We start from the raw sequence: 17,059 nt of genomic DNA on the forward strand, positions 1-17,059 counted from the left end.
GCCGGGAATTAGTTGCAGGCAGCTAAAACCTGGTCACGTGTGAAAGCTAATCAACACCCCAGAGGCGGTTCAGCATCTTTTGCGAACGGCCGCCTTCGCGCAAGCCAGTCACGCGCATGGTCTTGCCCTGTTTGCGATATTTTTCGTGGATCGAATGCAAGGTGGAAACCGCGGAAGCGTCCCAAAGAACGGTTCCGGTTAGGTCCACGGTTACCGGCGAAGTGTCTTCATTGAAGGCGAAGGAGTAGAAGAGATCATTCGAGGAGGCGAAGAACAGCAACCCTCTGATCCGATACGTGGTGCCTTCCGGAGTGCTTTCCCGCTCTAGCTCCGTGAACTGGGAAACGTTATGTGTGAACACAATAATTGCCACTACCACGCCGGCAATCACGCCGATCGCCAAGTTTCCGGTAGATACCGTGAGTATCACCGTCACCAGCATGATGAAAGTTTCGGAAAATGGCATCACGCGCAACGTGGAAGGTTTGAGCGAATTCCAATCCATGGTGCTCACCACCACGGTTAGCATTACGGCCACCAGGGCTGCCATCGGAATCAGCCCGGTAATATCGCCGAGTGCCACCACCAATACGAGGAGAAATATCCCGGAAACCAGGGTGGAAAGGCGGGTACGAGCACCGGCCTGGATGCCTACTACGGTCTGCCCCACCATTCCGCAACCGCCAATGCCGCCAAATAGGCCGGCCACCAGGTTAGCAATGCCTTGCCCCCAAGTTTCTCGGGACTTAACCGAATAGGTTTGCGTCGCATCATCCACAATATTCGCGGTGAGCAGGGATTCCATCGTGGCCACCAAAGCCATCGCAAAGGCGTACGGGAAAATGATCTGCAAAGTTTCCCAGGCCAGTGGCACCTGCGGGATCAGCAAGGTAGGCCAAGAGGAAGGCAATTCGCCCATATCTCCAACCGTGGGTACGCCAATACCCGTCACGACGACGAAGATGGTGAGGACCACGATGGCCACCAAAGAGGAAGGGATCGCCTTCGTCAATTTGGGGAGCAACCAGACGATGAGCACGCCCGCAACAACTAGTGGGTAAACCTGCCACGGCACATTAATTAGATGCGGCAACTGGGCCGAGAAAATCAAAATGGCCAGCGCATTTAGGAAGCCAATATTTACGGATCGGGGAATGAAACGCATCAACCGTGCCACCCCGGCCACACCCATAATGATTTGCAGCAGGCCGCCAAGCAATACCGTGGCAATCAAATAGTCCATGCCGTAATCGCGCATTACCGGCGCAATTACAAGTGCCACCGAACCGGCAGCCCCGCTCATCATGGCCGGCCGCCCTCCGGTAAACGCGATCGTGATCGCAATCGCCGCGGAAGCAAAAAGGCCGACCTTCGGGTCTACGCCCGCCACAATCGAAAATGAGAGCGCTTCCGGAATCATTGCGAATGCCACCACCAGGCCGGCAAGTACTTCCGTAATAAACGTCCGTCCGGAAGAAAATGCGGTCTTAAACGACCCAATGGTGTCTAATGCAGTTGGCCGCGTCTTGTGAGGCATGGGCTTCTAACTCTCTTTCTTGCGGTGCGTGCAAAACAGCAGAATTGTTAGGCTATCGCATACCTGTAGCACTTGTAGTGCCGCCCTGGTCACAAAAGTTGCAATGCTAGGGCAGAATGCCAGCGGCCCGCATAGATCACGTATGGCGTTTTAGTTCCAAAGTCCTTACAGTTCAGAAAGTACGGGTCGTGGCCTAAAACTTGCCGGTTAAAAAACCGCGGGCAGGGCCCAAGCCAAGGTATAAACCCGGTTTGTGCCCCGCCCGCGGCCCTAATAATTGTATTTAGGCCTGCGCGGAAAGCAGTTTAGGCTTGCGCGGAAGCGGAGTCGCTAACGTCGTCGGGCCGGGGAATCAGGGAGGAGAAGGCCAGCGCGCACAGCACCAGCGCCGCCCCGCCAATAATCGCCCACCGGTAGCCGGCAAGCACGTCGGCACTTTGCCCCACGAAGGTGTTGATCGCGTAAAGGATCGCGAAGCTCAAACCGGCACCCAGGTTGAAGGCACCGGAATTCATGCCGGGCAGGTAACCCTGGTTATCGGCCGGGCTGAGTACCACACCCAAACCGTTGAGCATAATGTTGACGATACCCGCGTAGGTAATACCCACCGCGATGCTAATGAGCAAGAGCAGCAGGCGCGTGGGCCGATCGGCTACGAAAGCGGTGAAGAAAAGCAAGCAACTGGTGAGCAACAGACCCACCTGCAATACGCGCTTGTAACCGAAACGGGAGGCCAACTGGCCACTGATCGGACCCATGAGCAGGCCGGCAATCGCGTACGGGGAAAGCGTCCAGAAGGAAACTTCCGCGGCGCTAATTCCCGGGCCTACCGTCGCGTCTTGTGCCAAGCCCGGCACCAGCCCGTTCATCACCGCGAAAACGCCGGTCATGGTCAGCAAAGTGGTACCTAGCAGAGCCCAAGTGCGGCGTTGCTTCAAATACGTGGTGGTAACTAGCGGGTGTTCCACCCGGTTTTCTACCTGCCAGAAAATCCAGAAGGCAATAATTGCTACCACGATGAGTGCGCCGAATAGCGCCCAGTTCGCTTCGGCCAGTTTGCCGGCCTCGTTGAAGGCAAAGTAGAGAGCGGCAAGCACGATCACCAGCGGGAACGTGCCCTTCCAGTCCATGGGTACCTGTTCTTCCGCGCGCGATTCTACGGTGCCGTGCCAGATCGCGAAGACGGCGATCAAGCACACCACGGCCATCACAAAGAACACGGACTGGAAACCCCACTTATCGGCGAGCCAGCCGCCTGCCAAGGCATCCACACCCGCAATACCGCCGTTGATTGCGGTGAGCACAGACATAAGTTTGGCGTATTGGCGATTATCGGGCACCTGTACGTGCAACATAATCAGTGCCATGGGAACCACCGGTCCGGCCACGCCCTGAATAACGCGGCCCACGGCCAATAGGGGCACTCCGCCCACATATGCGGAAAGTCCGGAGATCACGCACCCGATTCCGGTAATGGCGAGCATCCACAGCATGATGCGGCGCCGGCCAATCAGGTCGCCCCAGCGGGGGAGGAAGAGGGAGAACAGCGCGGCCGCGGCGAAGAATGCTGTTTGGGTAAGGCCAATTTGGCTGGCATCAACACCGAGCTGGTGTTCCATAGTCACCAGGGCGGGGGAGAGCATGGAAGCGTTGAGTTGGAAGGCGAAGATCGCGGCAATGAGCGCGATCATAAGCACCGGAACACTTGGTGTTTTATCCACGACTCTGCGGGAGGTAGTGGTTTTCATAGGTGGCTCCTCTTTGAGCTAGTAGGGGTTCAGACGGGCGGGCGGGCCTAGTCGAAAACTATGGTCCCGCCCGCCCGCGCAAGTTTATTACTATAGGTTGATTACTATAGGTCTGCGAGCTCATCCTCGCGTGGTTCGGTGGCACCTGGTGAGTACAACACGCGGCGGGCCAGCGCATGACCATCTTCGGTAGCGCGGATCACATCGCGATGACGCAAATATGAGGCGAGGAAACCGGCGTTGAAAGCATCGCCAGCTCCCGTCATATCGCGCGGATTCTTGGCAGGTTTCACCGGCACGGTAGCGTGCAGTTTTCCTTCGATAAATATCTTGGTGGCATTTTTACCCGCCCGGGCCAGGAGGGTAGTTTCCGGCAGTTCGGCTAGGAATTCTCCCGGCTGGTCGCCGTGCGCGAGGTCCATGTATTTTGTTTCGTCTTCATTGGCAGAAACAAAATCTGGGCGCAGTTCGCGCATTAGCTCTTTGAATTTATCGATACCGAAAAAGTCGATCATTCCCGTGGAAGAAACATCGAAGGAAAGCATTTTGCCCTGTGCTTTCACTTGCTTCGCGGCCGCAATCACGGAATCGGCGGTGGGGTTGCCTTGGAGCGAATAACCGGTGATGTGCAGCAATTCGATGCCGTCCAGCCACTCCGGGGCAATGGTTTGTAATTGCCCGGAAGCCCCGCGCGAAGGAAACATATTCCGTTCGCCATGGTCGTTGATCATAACCACGATCATTCCGGTAGCGTCCGCCACCTGGCATTTCACCTCCACTCCGTGGCTTTCCAGTTCCCGGGTGAGGGTGATCCCCGCTAGGTCATCGCCTACGCAACCGATAAAACGCGTGGGGTAGCGGCTACCCGCGAAGGCCGCCACGTTTGCGGCAGAACCTCCGCGGGTCATGGTGATCTCAGACCTGGTATCAGTTGCCGGGCGCACCGGTTCCTGTAACCAGATCACGATGTCTTGAACAATATCTCCTATAACACCTAGCATGACGCATCAGTTTTTCTTAGGAGGCAAGTGCCGCGGCGATATCTGCGGCCACGCGCGCATTGTTGAAGTACAGGGCTACATTGGCGTCCAGGCTGGCATTGTTGGTTTCCTGGCGAATGAACTCGAGCAGGAAGGGCGTTACTGCTTGGCCTTCCACGTTCTGATCTTCCAGGGCCTGCCAAGCCTTTTCGATGATTACGTCCAAGCCTTCCGGATCGAGCTGTTCGGCTTCCGGAACCGGGTTGCCCACGCAGATCGCTTCCGAAAGGCCCATATCCCGCATGGTGTTGAAAATAGTGGCCACTTCTTCCGGCGATTCCACGCGGTTGGCCAGCTTGTAACCGGAATCGGCCACGTAGAAGCCCGGGTAGTTGTTCGTCTGGTAGCCCACTACCGGCACCGAAAGGGTTTCGAATCGTTCCAGGGTGGCGTGAATGTCCAGCACGGCCTTCGCACCCGAGCTCACCAGTACGATCGGATACTTGGCCAAAGCCAACAGATCGGCAGATTCGTCAAAGTTTTCGGAAGCGCCATGATGTACGCCGCCCAGACCGCCGGTGGCGAAGACCTTGATACCGGCCTTGTATGCCAAGAAAGTGGTGGCCGCGATCGTGGTGCCGCCATTCTTCTTGGTTACAGCACCGTAAGCCAGGTCCCGGATGGAGGCCTTGAAGACGTCGTCGTCCTCACTAAGTTCCTTGATCTGTTCCGGGGTGAGGCCTACCGTGGGCACGCCGTGGTATACGCCGATGGTAGCCGGAACGGCACCTTGGGCGCGGATAGCTTCTTCGCCTTCGAGCGCCACTTCGTAGTTGCGGGGGCGCGGCAACCCGTGCGTGAAAATGGTGGATTCGAGGGCAACAACCGGCTTGCCCGCCGCTACCGCGGCCACGATGGAATCAGCAATTTTAATGGAAGCCATTTTCTTTCCTTTGCATGCTAGATGGTTCTCTTAGGCCTTATCTAATGCGAAAATAGGAGCTGGAACCAGACCTATTTACCTATTCTTTGATAGGAAAGCCTTATGAAGTACACGCTACATCAGCTTCGCACCTTTGCGGTATTGGCGCAAACTGAACACTTCGGTAAGGCCGCCGAGCTTTTGGGGGTTTCCCAACCCACGGTCAGTAACGATATTCGTAATTTGGAGAGGGCGCTCGGGGTGGTCCTTTTCAAACGTTCCCGGGCCGGATCGAGGTTGACGCCGGCCGGCGCGGCGCTCGTAGAACAAGTGGACCTGGTGTTGCGGGAAGCGGAAAAGCTGGGTGAGTTAGCCCGGGCCGCGCAGGCCACACAAACCGTCCGTTTCGGGCTTTCTCCCAGTTTGGTGAACCGGTTAGCGCCGGCGGTGCTCGCGGCGCTCGACCAGGAAACAAATACCCGGAGCCCGCGCACGAGCGTGAAGCTTTTGGAAGTGGGAACCGGGGAACTAGAAGGATTGCTTATCCGGGAGCAGGCCGATTTGGTAGCCGGGCATTTTGTACAAGCCCCGCCTGGCGCGCGCGGGGCCACGATCGGCCAGGACGCCATTTGGGTGGTTTCTGGACCCGGCAAATTCCATCCCGATAAGCCCGTAGAAGTAGCGAGTTTACGTAATAAGAAGCTGTTGATCTGGCCGCGGGAAAACAGCCCGCGCTATTACGACTATTTGGTGGGGCTATTGCACGGGGCCGGGATCGAACCGGAAATATCCCATGCGGGCTTGCGCGTTTCGGGCGCGTACTCCTATATGCTCACCACCGGCCGGGCCTATTCGCTGGTCCCCGAAGATTTCGCTTTGGAAATCCCGCAAAGCCTTTCTGCCGCACCGATCAGCCCACCGGCCAGTATTCCCCTCGATGTGGCCTGGCGCCAGCCGGCCCTACCCGGCGTCGAATACCTAATCCAGCTGATCATCAAAGTACGCGAAAACTGGGCGCACGCGGGCTAGGCGCGGGCGCCGACGCCGTGGGTGGTTGTTTCAAGCCCGGTAGCGGGAAGGCGCGGGTGCGGTACGGATAGCGGAAGGCCCGGGCGCGGCGCCGACTATTTTCCGTTTTTCTTGGCGCCGCGCCAAGCTTGGAAGAAAGCAAGGCCAATGAGCGCCAAGGTAAACCAGAGCAGGTATTTGTTGATGAGCTGCACTACCGCGAGCACTTCAGTTCCAAAGGTCCAGCCGAGCGCAATAAAGACGCCGTTCACCGCCAAAAGGGAACAAATATTGAGGAGCGCCGTTAGCCAGGCACGTTGCCGCAAGAAACCAAGCAAGCCGTTCACGATCGACGTCGGGATTGGACCCGGGCAGTAACCCACCGGTACCAGGCAGGAAGTGAAGACCTGAGCGCGCCGCGAGGCCAGCGCCCGCCGCGCCAACCGTTGCACGCGGGGCGTGTACTGGGTAGACAGGTCAATAAAGTCCATGCCCCAACGCCGGCCCATCCAATAGTAGAAAGGCATGAACTTCAGCGCGCCCACCAGCGTGCACAGCCAATAACCCCACCACGGGCCATCACCCACCGAAGCATTCGCCCCGCCCAGCACCGAAGAAGTGTAGCCACCCACCAGCAAGGTGTAAGCCCACGGGTGGTTCAAAAGCCAGGCGCGCAAGGGAATAAGCACAATCCCAAACACGAATATTACGAAGAGCATGGCGATCAGAAAAATATCGGTGCGTTGCGGGTTCGCAAGAAAATCCGGAACCTGCACTTCCTCGGCTTCGGCTGCTTTCGAAAGCGCTCCCTGCGGTATTTCCGGGGATGCGCCGTTTTCGTGTTCCGCCACTCGTTTCCCGCCCTTCCTTTGTCTGTTTGCTTGATGCCTGTTTGCCCGTTGCGGTTGCCGGGGCTTACCACTGCCCGCGCGGTTATCGCCCGTAGCTCTGATGTCGGTCGCTTACCGTTTGGAGTATATGCGGGGTGCGCGGTTGCGCGTATTTTGTTTTACCTTCGCGTGCGCATTGCCACGCGTTACTATTAACCGCATGTGTACCGATTCCGTAGCATTACACCCCGGCCTAGACGAGGTGCGCGAATACGCCGCCGCGGGCCAATACACGCGTTGCCCGGTGGCAATGCGCCTCCTTTCCGATTTTCTTACCCCGGTAGGTGCGCTCGCGATCCTCAAAAATGCTTCCGACCACGTATTCCTCCTCGAATCCGCGGGGCAAAATAACACTTGGGGTCGCTACACATTTTTGGGTCTAAATCCGAGCCTGGAAGTTACCGCTCGGGACGGCCAAGTCACCATCACTCCCGGGGAAACATTTACGGCACACCCCTCGCAAATAATCCGGGATATTCTGGCCCGCTACCGCAGCCCGAAAATTCCGGGCATGCCTACTTTTACCGGCGGGCTGGTGGGATATTTCGCCTACGACTACGTGAAATACGCCGAACCTTCGCTGCAGCTAGCGGCCGCGAACCCGCATGGTTTCAATGATGTAGACCTCATGCTGTTTGAAACCGTGATCGCCTTCGACAATTACGCCCAAACCATCCAGCTCATAACCAATATTGATGTGCAGGCCCCCGATCTGGAAGCCGCCTACGCCCGCGCCGCCGCACATCTGCAAGAGCTCGCTCAGTTGTTGGTATCTGGTACGCCGAGCCCGCATACGCACGGCCGCCTTACCGGGCCGATTACCGCGGCGCTCAGCGAAGCCGAGTTCACGCAGTTGGTGCGCCGCGCCCAGCATTATATTCACGAGGGCGATATTTTCCAGATCGTGCCTTCTAATGCGCTTTCCGCGCCTTTCGAAGGTTCACTTTTCGATACCTACCGGGTGTTGCGTACGATCAACCCTTCCCCATACATGTTCTATTTTTCGGGGGACGCGATCGAAATAGCGGGGGCTTCCCCCGAAACTTTGGTCAAACTTGCCGACGGCGTACTCCACACTTTCCCCTTAGCGGGTACGCGACCGCGGGGGAAAACACCCGCGGAAGACGAAGCCTTGGCCACCGAACTTTTGGCGGACCCAAAGGAACGGGCCGAACACAATATGCTGGTAGATCTGGGCCGTAACGATATTGGCAAGATTTCAGAGTTCGGCACGGTAGAAGTGGAAAAGTACATGGAGATTTTGCGCTTCTCCCACGTAATGCATATCGGTTCGGTAGTGCGCGGGAAGGTCCGCGCGGATAAGGACGCGCTAGACGCCGTCGAAGCACTACTTCCCGCCGGAACGCTTTCCGGGGCGCCAAAAATCCGGGCCATGGAAATCATTAGCGAACTGGAAGGGGACCGGCGCGGCCTGTATGGCGGGGCGCTCGGCTACCTCGATTTTTCTGGCAACCTGGACGTGTGCATCGCTATCCGCTGTGCCTATAAAGCGGGCGGGCGCGTGTGGGCGCGCAGCGGGGCCGGAATCGTGCAAGATTCGGTACCGGAAACCGAATACCGCGAAACCGTCAATAAGGCTGCCGCGATGCTAGACGCCCTGCGCGTAGCTGAAGAACTCATCGGCCCTGGAAATGTGGTGTTCCCATGATCCTGCTTCTCGATAACTACGATTCTTTCACTTATAACCTCTACCAGGTGATTGGTGCTCTCAATCCGCAGGTGCGGGCCGTGCGCAATGACGCCCTGCAGGTAGCAGAAATCGCGGCCCTGCATCCGGAAGCGATCGTGATTTCGCCCGGCCCGGGTTTCCCGAAAGACGCCGGTATCAGCGAAGAGCTTATAGCTAAGCTGGGCCCGCAAGTGCCGATTCTTGGCGTGTGCCTGGGCCATCAAGCTATTTGCGAGGTGTACGGCGCAGAAATTACCTACGCCCACAAAGTGGTGCACGGGAAAAGCGACCCGGCCGCCGTCGACACTAAATCCGTACTCTTTTCCGGGCTGGAAGCCACGCAAGAAGTAGCGCGCTACCATTCTTTGGCGGTGCGGGAGGATACTTTGCCGCCGGAGTTACGGGTTACCGCGCGTAGTTGCGACGACGCCGAAGTTATGGCCGTGGAACATACGCGCTACCCGGTGTACGGGGTCCAATTCCATCCCGAATCGATTATGACTCCGCAGGGGCCGGCGATGCTGGAGCGCTTTTTAGCGGCAGCACATGCGCTATAGCGGCCACTGCCTGGCGGCGGTAAGCACGGTGGTTAAAACTATCGAAAAGTATGCTTTGAATCGCATAGCCTTCGATAAGTCCAATAAAGAGCGGGGCGATACCGCACATATCGGCTTCCGGATTGCCTTGCTCGCGGGCCCAAGTCTGCATGAGGTTGAGCAACTTGGTGGAAAACTCGTTGTAGATATCTTTGAGTAGCCGGCCTAATTCGCCATCGCCTAAAGCGGCGGCGCCCAGTTGCACCAGAACTTTGGCGCGTTCGGGATCGGCGTCGAGCGCGTCAAAAGCCATGGTCAAAATATCGTGCGGGGCCAGAGCCTGTTCGGAAGCAAAATTGATAGCCCAGCGCGGGGCAGAAATAGCTTCCGCAATAATTTCTTTGAAGATCGCCGGCTTGTTTTCAAAATGGTGATAGATCGCTCCGGCAGACGTCCCCGATTCGCGCACAATATCCGAAATAGAAACTTGGGAAACGCCTTTGGTGAGAATCAGGCGGCGCGTGGCCGCCAAGATCTCCTGGCGGCAAGATTTGTGAGACGTCATACCCTCAGTCTAAGCGGCGTTGCAGGGTTTTCCGGTAAGGAAATGCCGCGCACCTGCCGCTAAGTCAAGAACATTCCTGCTGCTAAGGCAGGAATTTAGGGTAAAACGCGGGCGAGGATTGGGAAAAATGCGTGTGTTTAGGAAAAATAATGGACATATTTACCGAAAGTTGTGGGCAAATCTACCGCGCTGTGAATTACGCAAGATTAGCATCACGGAAATAGGCGGAAATAACATACTGACCAGAACGATCGTTATGGTTGAACAAGTACTAATTACAGAACGATCATTTTGGTAGCTTCGCGGGTTCGCGTCACCCGAGCTTGCGGGCAGTCATACATCGCATACGCTGATTCGCCTCGGAGGGGTACAGAACTATGACGGGTGCTCCCGTTCCCAATGCTCAGACTGGACCGGCAAGCGCACCGCGCGCGGAAAAGACGGCGCCGGCGGCGGCGCCAAGCGCGGAAACCCCGCCGCAAACTGCCTCGGAAACCGCGCCGGCAACCCCGCTGCAAACCGCCCCGGAAACCTCGCTGCAAACTGCTCCGGAAACCTCGCCGGCAACCGATATCACTTTGCGGCTGGGGCTAGACGTAGGTTCCACCACGGTTAAGGCGGTGGTCACGCGCGGCACGGAAATCATTTTCTCGGCCTACCGGCGTCATAATGCGGACGTACGGCGGGAAATGTTGCGTCTGCTCACCGATGTGGCAGAGGCTTTCCCAGAAGAATCCATGTATGCGGCGATTACAGGTTCGGGCGGGCTTTCGGTTTCGCAAGGCATGGGCGTGGGTTTCGTGCAGGAGGTGGTGGCCTCCACGGAAGCAATTGAGCGGCTCAACCCGGATGTAGACGTAATGATTGAACTGGGCGGGGAGGACGCCAAGCTCACCTATCTGAAACCCACCCCGGAACAGCGAATGAACGGTACGTGCGCGGGCGGTACCGGGGCGTTTATTGACCAGATGGCGAGCCTGCTGAATACGGATGCGGCCGGGCTAAACACGCTTGCCGAAAAGTACGAGACGATTTATCCGATCGCTTCCCGCTGTGGGGTGTTCGCAAAAACTGATGTGCAACCGCTTATCAACCAGGGGGCGCGGCATGAAGATATTGCCGCTTCCGTTTTCGAAGCGGTGGCCATTCAAACCGTGGGCGGGCTGGCCGCGGGCCGCCCGATTCGCGGAAACGTTATTTTCTTGGGCGGGCCTTTGCATTTCTTGCCGCAAATGCGAGAAGCGTTCCGGCGGGTACTGGGCGAGCAGGTGGAAAACTTTGTAACCCCGGAAAACGGCCAGCTCTACGTGGCTTTGGGCGCGGCCATGCTAGCTAGTGGGCCAGCCCAACCGGTAAACGCATATATTGACGCTTTGGAACACGCCCAGTCTTTGGGTTCGGCGGCGCCCACTTTGCGCCCGCTTTTTGAAAACGAGGCAGAAAAACGCGAATTTGATGAACGCCACGCCCGGGCCACCGTGCCGCAAGTAGATATTAAACAGGCGCGCGGCCCGCTCTGGCTCGGTATCGACGCCGGTTCCACCACGATTAAGACGGCCCTCATCGGCGCCGAGGGGCAGATCGTGCATTCCACGTACGGTTCCAATGAGGGCGAACCGGTGCAGGCCGCCGTGGAATTGGCCCGCACAATTATGGGAGCCATCCCGGAAGGGGCGTATTTGGCCCGCGCGGCCGTTACCGGCTATGGGGAAGATTTGGTCAAGTCGGCCTTGCACGTGGATGAAGGCGTGATTGAAACCATGGCCCACTACCGGGCTGCCGCCCACCTTTCCCCGAATGTCACCTCCGTGATTGATATCGGCGGGCAAGATATGAAATACATCAAGATCCGTAATGGCGCGGTGGATTCCATTTCCGTGAACGAAGCCTGCTCGGCCGGTTGCGGTTCTTTCCTACAAACTTTCGCCGCCACTATGGGCACCGATATTATCGAGTTCGCGAAGTCTGGTTTGCAGGCTAAAGCTCCCGTTGACCTTGGTTCGCGGTGCACGGTGTTTATGAACTCGGCCGTGAAAGCCGCGCAGAAGGAAGGCGCTAATGCGGCCGATATTTGCGCCGGCCTGTCCTATTCGGTGGTGCGCAACGCCCTGTACAAGGTAATCAAGATGCGTTCGCCGGAAGAACTCGGGGAACACGTGGTGGCCCAGGGCGGTACTTTCTTGAACGACGCCGTTTTGCGTGCCTTCGAATTGCTCACCGGTAGGGAAGTAATCCGGCCCAATATTGCCGGGCTCATGGGAGCATACGGGGCAGCTTTGACGGCCCAGCGCAACTGGGAAGAAGGTAGCACTTCGAGCATGTTGCGCCGGGATCTAGACGGTTTTGCTTTCGATACCGAACAGCGCGAATGCAAGATTTGCCAAAACCGGTGCAAACTCACGATCACTACTTTTGATGATGGTACCCGCCAGGTTTCCGGGAACCGGTGCGATCGGGGAGCTTCCCTGGAAAAGCGGCCGAAAAAGTCGGAAATTCCGAACTTGTACGACTATAAATACGAGCGGATTTTCGGGTACCGCCGCCCGCGCGGCCTACCCGCCCCGCGCGGGCCGATTGGAATTCCGCGCGCCTTGGGGATTTACGAAAACTATCCGCTGTGGTGGACGATTCTTACCGAGCTGGGTTTCCGGGTGCGTATTTCCGGGCGGTCTTCGCACGGGCTGTTCCAAACCGGTATGGAATCCATCGCTTCCGAAAACGTGTGCTACCCGGCCAAGCTTGCCCACGGGCATATTGAATGGTTACTTTCCAAGAAGGTCAAAACCATTTTCATGCCGTGCGTGAATTACGAATACCAACAATTCGAAGACGCCGATAACACCTTCAACTGCCCAATTGTGGCTTTCTATCCGCAAGTACTGGACCAAAACATTGAGGGCTTGGACGATCCGGAAGTCCGCTTCCTCTATCCCTTTGTGACCCTCAATGATCCGCAAAAACTGGCCGAACAATTGGCGAACTGTTTCGCCTATGCGGGCGTGACCGTGGAAGAAGCCAGCGAGGCGGTTGATGCCGGGTTTGCGGAAATGGAGAATGTGCGCCGCGATATTAAGGCGGAAGGGGATCGGGCACTCCAGTACATGCGCGAACACGATATGCGCGGAATCGTGCTGGCCGGCCGGCCTTACCATATTGATCCGGAGATCAACCACGGTATTCCCGAACTCATTCAGCGCCTGGGCATGGTAGTGCTTTCCGAAGATGCCCTTACCGGGGATATGACGGAATCGACCATTACGGACGAACTGTACGTGCGCGACCAGTGGACCTACCACAAACGGCTATACGAGGCGGCAGCCATAGTGCGGCGCACCCCGGATCTGTCTTTGGTGCAGCTCAATTCCTTTGGGTGCGGGATCGATGCGGTAACCACGGACCAGGTGCAAGAAATCCTGGAAAAGACGGGCGATATCTACACTTCCCTGAAGATCGACGAAAACTCCAATCTGGGCGCCGCCCGGATTCGCTTGCGCTCCCTGCAATCGGCCACAATCGAACGTGCCGAACAGGCTGCTGCCGAACAGGCCGCTGCCGAACAGGCTGCTGCCGAACAAGCTGCCGCCGAACAAGCTGCCGCCGAACAGGCCGCAGCGACGGCGTCGTTTGGGAAACTTACCGCGCCGAACGGCGAAGCCATGCGCTCGGTGGATATCGATACCACGCAAAGCGAGGAAGAAGCAGGCTACTCGATCACGCCGGCGGGAGCACCGGTGTTCGGGGAGGAAGAGGCCCGCACGCACCGGATTTATGTACCGCAAATGTCACCGGTACATTTCCGTATGATTGAGCCGATTCTCTCCCGGGCCGGGTACGACGTCGAGGTGCTCGAACATGCTTCGCGCGAAGATGTAGAACTAGGTTTGCGTTACGTTAACAACGACGCTTGCTACCCGGCGATTATGGTGATTGGCCAGCTCGTCAATAAGTTTGTGACGGGCGGGGCGGATCCGGATCGTTCGAGTGTGGCGATCACGCAAACCGGTGGGATGTGCCGGGCCACTAACTATGTGGGCATGTTGCGGAAAGCTTTGCGGGACGCCGGTTATCCACAGGTGCCCGTGATTGCACTTTCCGCGCAGGGCATTGAAACTAACCCCGGGTTCAAACTCACGCCGCAGTTGCTACACCGGGCGGTACAAGCGGTAGTGATTGGCGATCTGCTCCAAACCGTGCTGTTGCGCGTACGCCCGTACGAAGTAGAAGAGGGCGCGGCGATGCGGCTGTACGAACGGTGGGATGCCATTACTCGCGAATTCTTCCGTTCCGGTTATTCGGAAACCGCGGGCCGGCGCGTGGGCTACACGTGGATTATCAAAAATATTGTGCGCGAATTTGATGAGCTCCCGCTACGCGATGAACCGCGCCGCCCGCGCGTAGGTTTGGTGGGCGAAATCTTGGTGAAGTTCCACCCGGATGCTAATAACGACGCCGTACGGGTCATCGAATCTGAAGGTTGCGAAGCCGTGCTCCCGGGCTTGGCCGCATTCTTCTTGCAGGGCATGTACGTGGCCGATTACAAGTGGGAACACTTCGGGCTGGGCACGAAGGCCGGGCGGAGCGCTCAAAAACTGGGGATTAAGGCTGTGGAGGTATACGAAAAGCCGATGCGGGATGCTTTGGCAGCCACCGACGGAAAATTCGACGTCCCAGCCAAGATCGACCATATTGCAGCTCAGGCCCAGAAGATTATTTCTTTGGGCACGCAAGCTGGGGAAGGCTGGCTGCTGGTCGGGGAAATGATCGAGCTGATCGAAAGTGGAGCGCCGAATATTATTTGCGCCCAGCCTTTCGCTTGTTTGCCGAACCACGTGGTGGGCCGGGGCATGTTCCGCGCCTTGCGGCATGCCTACCCGCAATCCAATGTGGTTTCGATCGATTACGACCCGGGGGCTTCGGAAACAAACCAGCTCAACCGGATCAAACTCATGGTTTCCACGGCCCATAAGGCCTGGGCCCAAGCCATGGAAAGTGGGGAACCGATCCAGCGGGCAGATGGCAAACTGATCGACCCGCACACCGGTGTGCTCGCAGACTGGTCTGGCGAAGACGAGTTTGCAGCCCAGCGCGGCTTCGGCGCATTCTCCCGGGCTCGGGCCCGAGCAGGTAGCCGGGCTGGCACCCAAACCGGCTGGCGCGCGAGCGGGGCCTCTTCCCGGCCGGGCAAGCGCCGCTCCGCCAGAGTGGAAATGCAGCGCGGGGCTGATGGCCGCATGCGAGCCGTACTCGTTCCGGCCGAAAAACAATAAACGTGCGGCATTAACGCCAGCAGCCGGGCGCCGCTTTGAAAGCGGCGCCCGGCTGCGTGCCGCACGGCTTACTCGCCTGGCGGCTTATCTGCCGCGTGGCCTGGCGGCCGTGGCTTAGCAGCCGTGGCCTAGCGGTTTTTGTGCACTGGCCGCTCGGCTAAGCGATTAACGCCGAGCGGCCGGTGGGCCTAGTTTTTCTTTTCGATCGGGCCGAGCACCATGCTCGCCCAGGCCGAGTGCAAGGATTCTTGATCCGAAGGCTGGAAGAGGCCGGCCAGCACATCCCGGTACAAACGGGAAAGTTCGTGCGTTTCGTAGTAAGAGCTGCCCCCGCAGGCGCGGATGCATTCATTGACGGCCCGCAAAGAAGCTTCCGCCGCCAAATTCTTGGCCGCGGAAAAACGCGGATATTCGCCCGGGTCGCTCAACTCCCCGCCATTATCCACGCTGTGCGCCAGTTCGCGTAGTGCCGGCCCCACGGGATACATGGTGAGTGCTGCTTCCGCGATACGCCACCGAATATCCGGATCATTGGCATACACGTCTTGATGCAATACAGACTTACGCTGCTTTACGTGCGCGGCCGCTACTTCAATCGCCCGTTCGCCAATGCCCTGATAAGTAGCACCCAGCAAAATCTCAAAATTAGAGAAAATGCCATACACTACCGGTTCCTTAGAAGGCCCGGGGTTCACCAAGCCGAGCACATTTTCCGGCGCAATCCGCGCCTCCTGGAGCACCGTAGTATTCGACTGCGTGGCCCGCATCCCCGTCACATGCCAATCGTCTTTGATCTCAAAGCCGCCGTCGTTCCGGTTTACGAGGCCAAACACATTTTGCGTGCCCGTTTCCGAAGTAACCGCCCCGAAAGTCATGAGCCAATCCCAAGCGGGTGCGAGCGAAGTGAAAACCTTGGTACCGGAAAGCAGATAGCCGCCCTGGCCATCTTCCCGGGCCTGCGTGAGGGAACCGAAAAGCACCAGGTCATTGCCCGGTTCGGAAATCCCGAAAGCGAAAAGTTTGCCCGCGGCAGCTTCCCGCAAAATCTTTTCTCCGTTGGCTACCCCTTGCCGTACCAGCCAGCGGCCCAAACCCACAATAATCTGGTGCATATTAATGCCCAGTGCCGTGGCCGGCGCGGCTTTCGCCAAACGCGTCTGCTCGGCGGCAATTTCCGCCAAACTCAAACCGGCTCCGCCGTATTCTTCCGGAACAAAGGCGGCGTAGTAGCCGGCATTGCACAAATCTTCGTAGTCATTGAAAGGGAATTCGTTAGCGGCATCGTGTGCGGCCGCCCGTGCATGGAGAGTGCTCAGTAGCTCATCCGATAGGAATGCCATGGTGCTCCTTTGTTCAACATCCAGTACGCGCTTCGCGCACTCGTTAACTTTACGCGCCCGTGGCGGGGCATGGCACACCTAAAGCACGCGAACCTTCGCCTACCGGTGCTGCGCACGCCTGGGCCTCGCGCGGGCCAATACCTACTCCCGCGCCGGTCCGTTCCCACGCTGGCCAGATCTCGGGCTCGCTAGCGTCACCCGGCACCTCACGCTGCTATTTCCGTTGCTTTCGCCTCTTCGGGCCGTATTACCGCGCCCGCGTGCCTTTCTGCTGGGAGGCGAGATAACCCACACCGGTTTTGGTTAGACGGGCCGGGCCTGTAGAATCACCGGTGACTCCCCACGCGGCGTTATCTCGCAAAACTCCCCCAGGGTCGGAAGGCAGCAAGGGTATGCGGGCTCTGACGGGTGCGTGGGGCGTCTTTTTTTTGCGCGGGCGGGCCGCGCGGCCCAGCTAGTTCGTACCGGCCCCCGCGATCTTTGGCCTATAAGCCCGATATTTGTAGCGTATAAGCTCCAGCTGGCTTGTCTCAGCTTGTGTCTGCCTGTACCGGCCCTGCGATATTCGCCCTGTTT

At 57.9% G+C, this 17,059-nt stretch carries 11 protein-coding genes and 1 other RNA gene; 5 read left to right on the forward strand and 7 right to left on the reverse strand.

Annotated features, from left to right (window positions below; translation table 11 throughout):
• Positions 1-46 precede the first annotated feature (46 nt).
• The 4 genes from H8274_RS01995 to H8274_RS02010 form a co-directional block, all read right to left on the reverse strand.
• Positions 47-1,537: a SulP family inorganic anion transporter gene (locus H8274_RS01995; RefSeq protein ID WP_049619116.1), complete on the reverse strand. Its 1,491-nt coding sequence runs from the start codon at positions 1,535-1,537 to the stop codon at positions 47-49.
• Positions 1,538-1,842: 305 nt separating this feature from the next.
• Complete coding sequence (uriT, locus tag H8274_RS02000; RefSeq protein WP_074661493.1) at positions 1,843-3,285, reverse strand: uridine transporter UriT; 1,443 nt, start codon at positions 3,283-3,285, stop codon at positions 1,843-1,845.
• 104 nt (positions 3,286-3,389) lie between these two features.
• Complete coding sequence (locus tag H8274_RS02005) at positions 3,390-4,286, reverse strand: carbohydrate kinase family protein (RefSeq protein WP_049619118.1); 897 nt, start codon at positions 4,284-4,286, stop codon at positions 3,390-3,392.
• Between the two features lie 16 nt (positions 4,287-4,302).
• Positions 4,303-5,208, reverse strand: coding sequence for a pseudouridine-5'-phosphate glycosidase (locus tag H8274_RS02010; protein WP_049619119.1), 906 nt, complete (start codon positions 5,206-5,208; stop codon positions 4,303-4,305).
• 102 nt (positions 5,209-5,310) lie between these two features.
• Here H8274_RS02010 and H8274_RS02015 point away from each other — a divergent pair, with 102 nt between their 5' ends.
• Entirely contained in the window at positions 5,311-6,216 is a 906-nt protein-coding gene (locus H8274_RS02015) for a LysR family transcriptional regulator (RefSeq protein WP_074661496.1), read from the forward strand.
• A 95-nt stretch (positions 6,217-6,311) separates the two neighbouring features.
• On the opposite strand, the gene H8274_RS02020 is transcribed toward H8274_RS02015, so the two are convergent.
• The gene (locus tag H8274_RS02020; RefSeq protein WP_197077782.1) at positions 6,312-7,046 is read right to left on the reverse strand and encodes a hypothetical protein; all 735 of its coding nucleotides are present in this window, start codon (positions 7,044-7,046) and stop codon (positions 6,312-6,314) included.
• Between the two features lie 199 nt (positions 7,047-7,245).
• Between H8274_RS02020 and H8274_RS02025 the strand changes: the two genes are divergently transcribed.
• Both H8274_RS02025 and H8274_RS02030 read left to right on the forward strand, forming a co-directional pair.
• A complete protein-coding gene (locus tag H8274_RS02025; RefSeq protein WP_185933691.1) occupies positions 7,246-8,754 on the forward strand; it encodes an anthranilate synthase component I family protein in 1,509 nt (502 codons plus the stop codon).
• A complete protein-coding gene (locus H8274_RS02030) occupies positions 8,751-9,332 on the forward strand; it encodes an anthranilate synthase component II (RefSeq protein WP_185933692.1) in 582 nt (193 codons plus the stop codon). Before H8274_RS02025 ends, H8274_RS02030 begins: the two co-directional genes overlap by 4 nt.
• Here the strand turns inward: H8274_RS02030 and H8274_RS02035 are convergent.
• Entirely contained in the window at positions 9,271-9,876 is a 606-nt protein-coding gene (locus H8274_RS02035) for a TetR/AcrR family transcriptional regulator (protein WP_185933693.1), read from the reverse strand. The genes H8274_RS02030 and H8274_RS02035 overlap by 62 nt on opposite strands.
• A gap of 377 nt (positions 9,877-10,253) precedes the next feature.
• Between H8274_RS02035 and H8274_RS02040 the strand changes: the two genes are divergently transcribed.
• Complete coding sequence (locus H8274_RS02040) at positions 10,254-15,143, forward strand: acyl-CoA dehydratase activase-related protein (RefSeq protein ID WP_185933694.1); 4,890 nt, start codon at positions 10,254-10,256, stop codon at positions 15,141-15,143.
• Between the two features lie 188 nt (positions 15,144-15,331).
• On the opposite strand, the gene H8274_RS02045 is transcribed toward H8274_RS02040, so the two are convergent.
• A complete protein-coding gene (locus H8274_RS02045) occupies positions 15,332-16,483 on the reverse strand; it encodes an acyl-CoA dehydrogenase family protein (RefSeq protein ID WP_074661503.1) in 1,152 nt (383 codons plus the stop codon).
• A gap of 331 nt (positions 16,484-16,814) precedes the next feature.
• On the opposite strand from H8274_RS02045, the gene ffs reads away from it, so the two are divergent.
• Positions 16,815-16,911, forward strand: an RNA gene (gene ffs / locus H8274_RS02050) — signal recognition particle sRNA small type.
• Positions 16,912-17,059: the final 148 nt, after the last annotated feature.

This window comes from Actinobaculum suis (assembly GCF_900618115.1).
Lineage (GTDB): Bacteria > Actinomycetota > Actinomycetes > Actinomycetales > Actinomycetaceae > Actinobaculum > Actinobaculum suis.

Excerpts from the sequence above, each read along its gene's own strand:
- uriT (WP_074661493.1), bottom strand. The coding sequence starts at position 3,285 with ATGAAAACCACTACCTCCCGCAGAGTCGTGGATAAAACACCAAGTGTT.
- H8274_RS02015 (WP_074661496.1), top strand. The coding sequence starts at position 5,311 with ATGAAGTACACGCTACATCAGCTTCGCACCTTTGCGGTATTGGCGCAA.
- H8274_RS02025 (WP_185933691.1), top strand. The coding sequence starts at position 7,246 with ATGTGTACCGATTCCGTAGCATTACACCCCGGCCTAGACGAGGTGCGC.
- H8274_RS01995 (WP_049619116.1), bottom strand. The coding sequence starts at position 1,537 with ATGCCTCACAAGACGCGGCCAACTGCATTAGACACCATTGGGTCGTTT.
- H8274_RS02040 (WP_185933694.1), top strand. The coding sequence starts at position 10,254 with ATGACGGGTGCTCCCGTTCCCAATGCTCAGACTGGACCGGCAAGCGCA.
- H8274_RS02045 (WP_074661503.1), bottom strand. The coding sequence starts at position 16,483 with ATGGCATTCCTATCGGATGAGCTACTGAGCACTCTCCATGCACGGGCG.
- H8274_RS02005 (WP_049619118.1), bottom strand. The coding sequence starts at position 4,286 with ATGCTAGGTGTTATAGGAGATATTGTTCAAGACATCGTGATCTGGTTA.
- H8274_RS02030 (WP_185933692.1), top strand. The coding sequence starts at position 8,751 with ATGATCCTGCTTCTCGATAACTACGATTCTTTCACTTATAACCTCTAC.
- H8274_RS02010 (WP_049619119.1), bottom strand. The coding sequence starts at position 5,208 with ATGGCTTCCATTAAAATTGCTGATTCCATCGTGGCCGCGGTAGCGGCG.
- H8274_RS02035 (WP_185933693.1), bottom strand. The coding sequence starts at position 9,876 with ATGACGTCTCACAAATCTTGCCGCCAGGAGATCTTGGCGGCCACGCGC.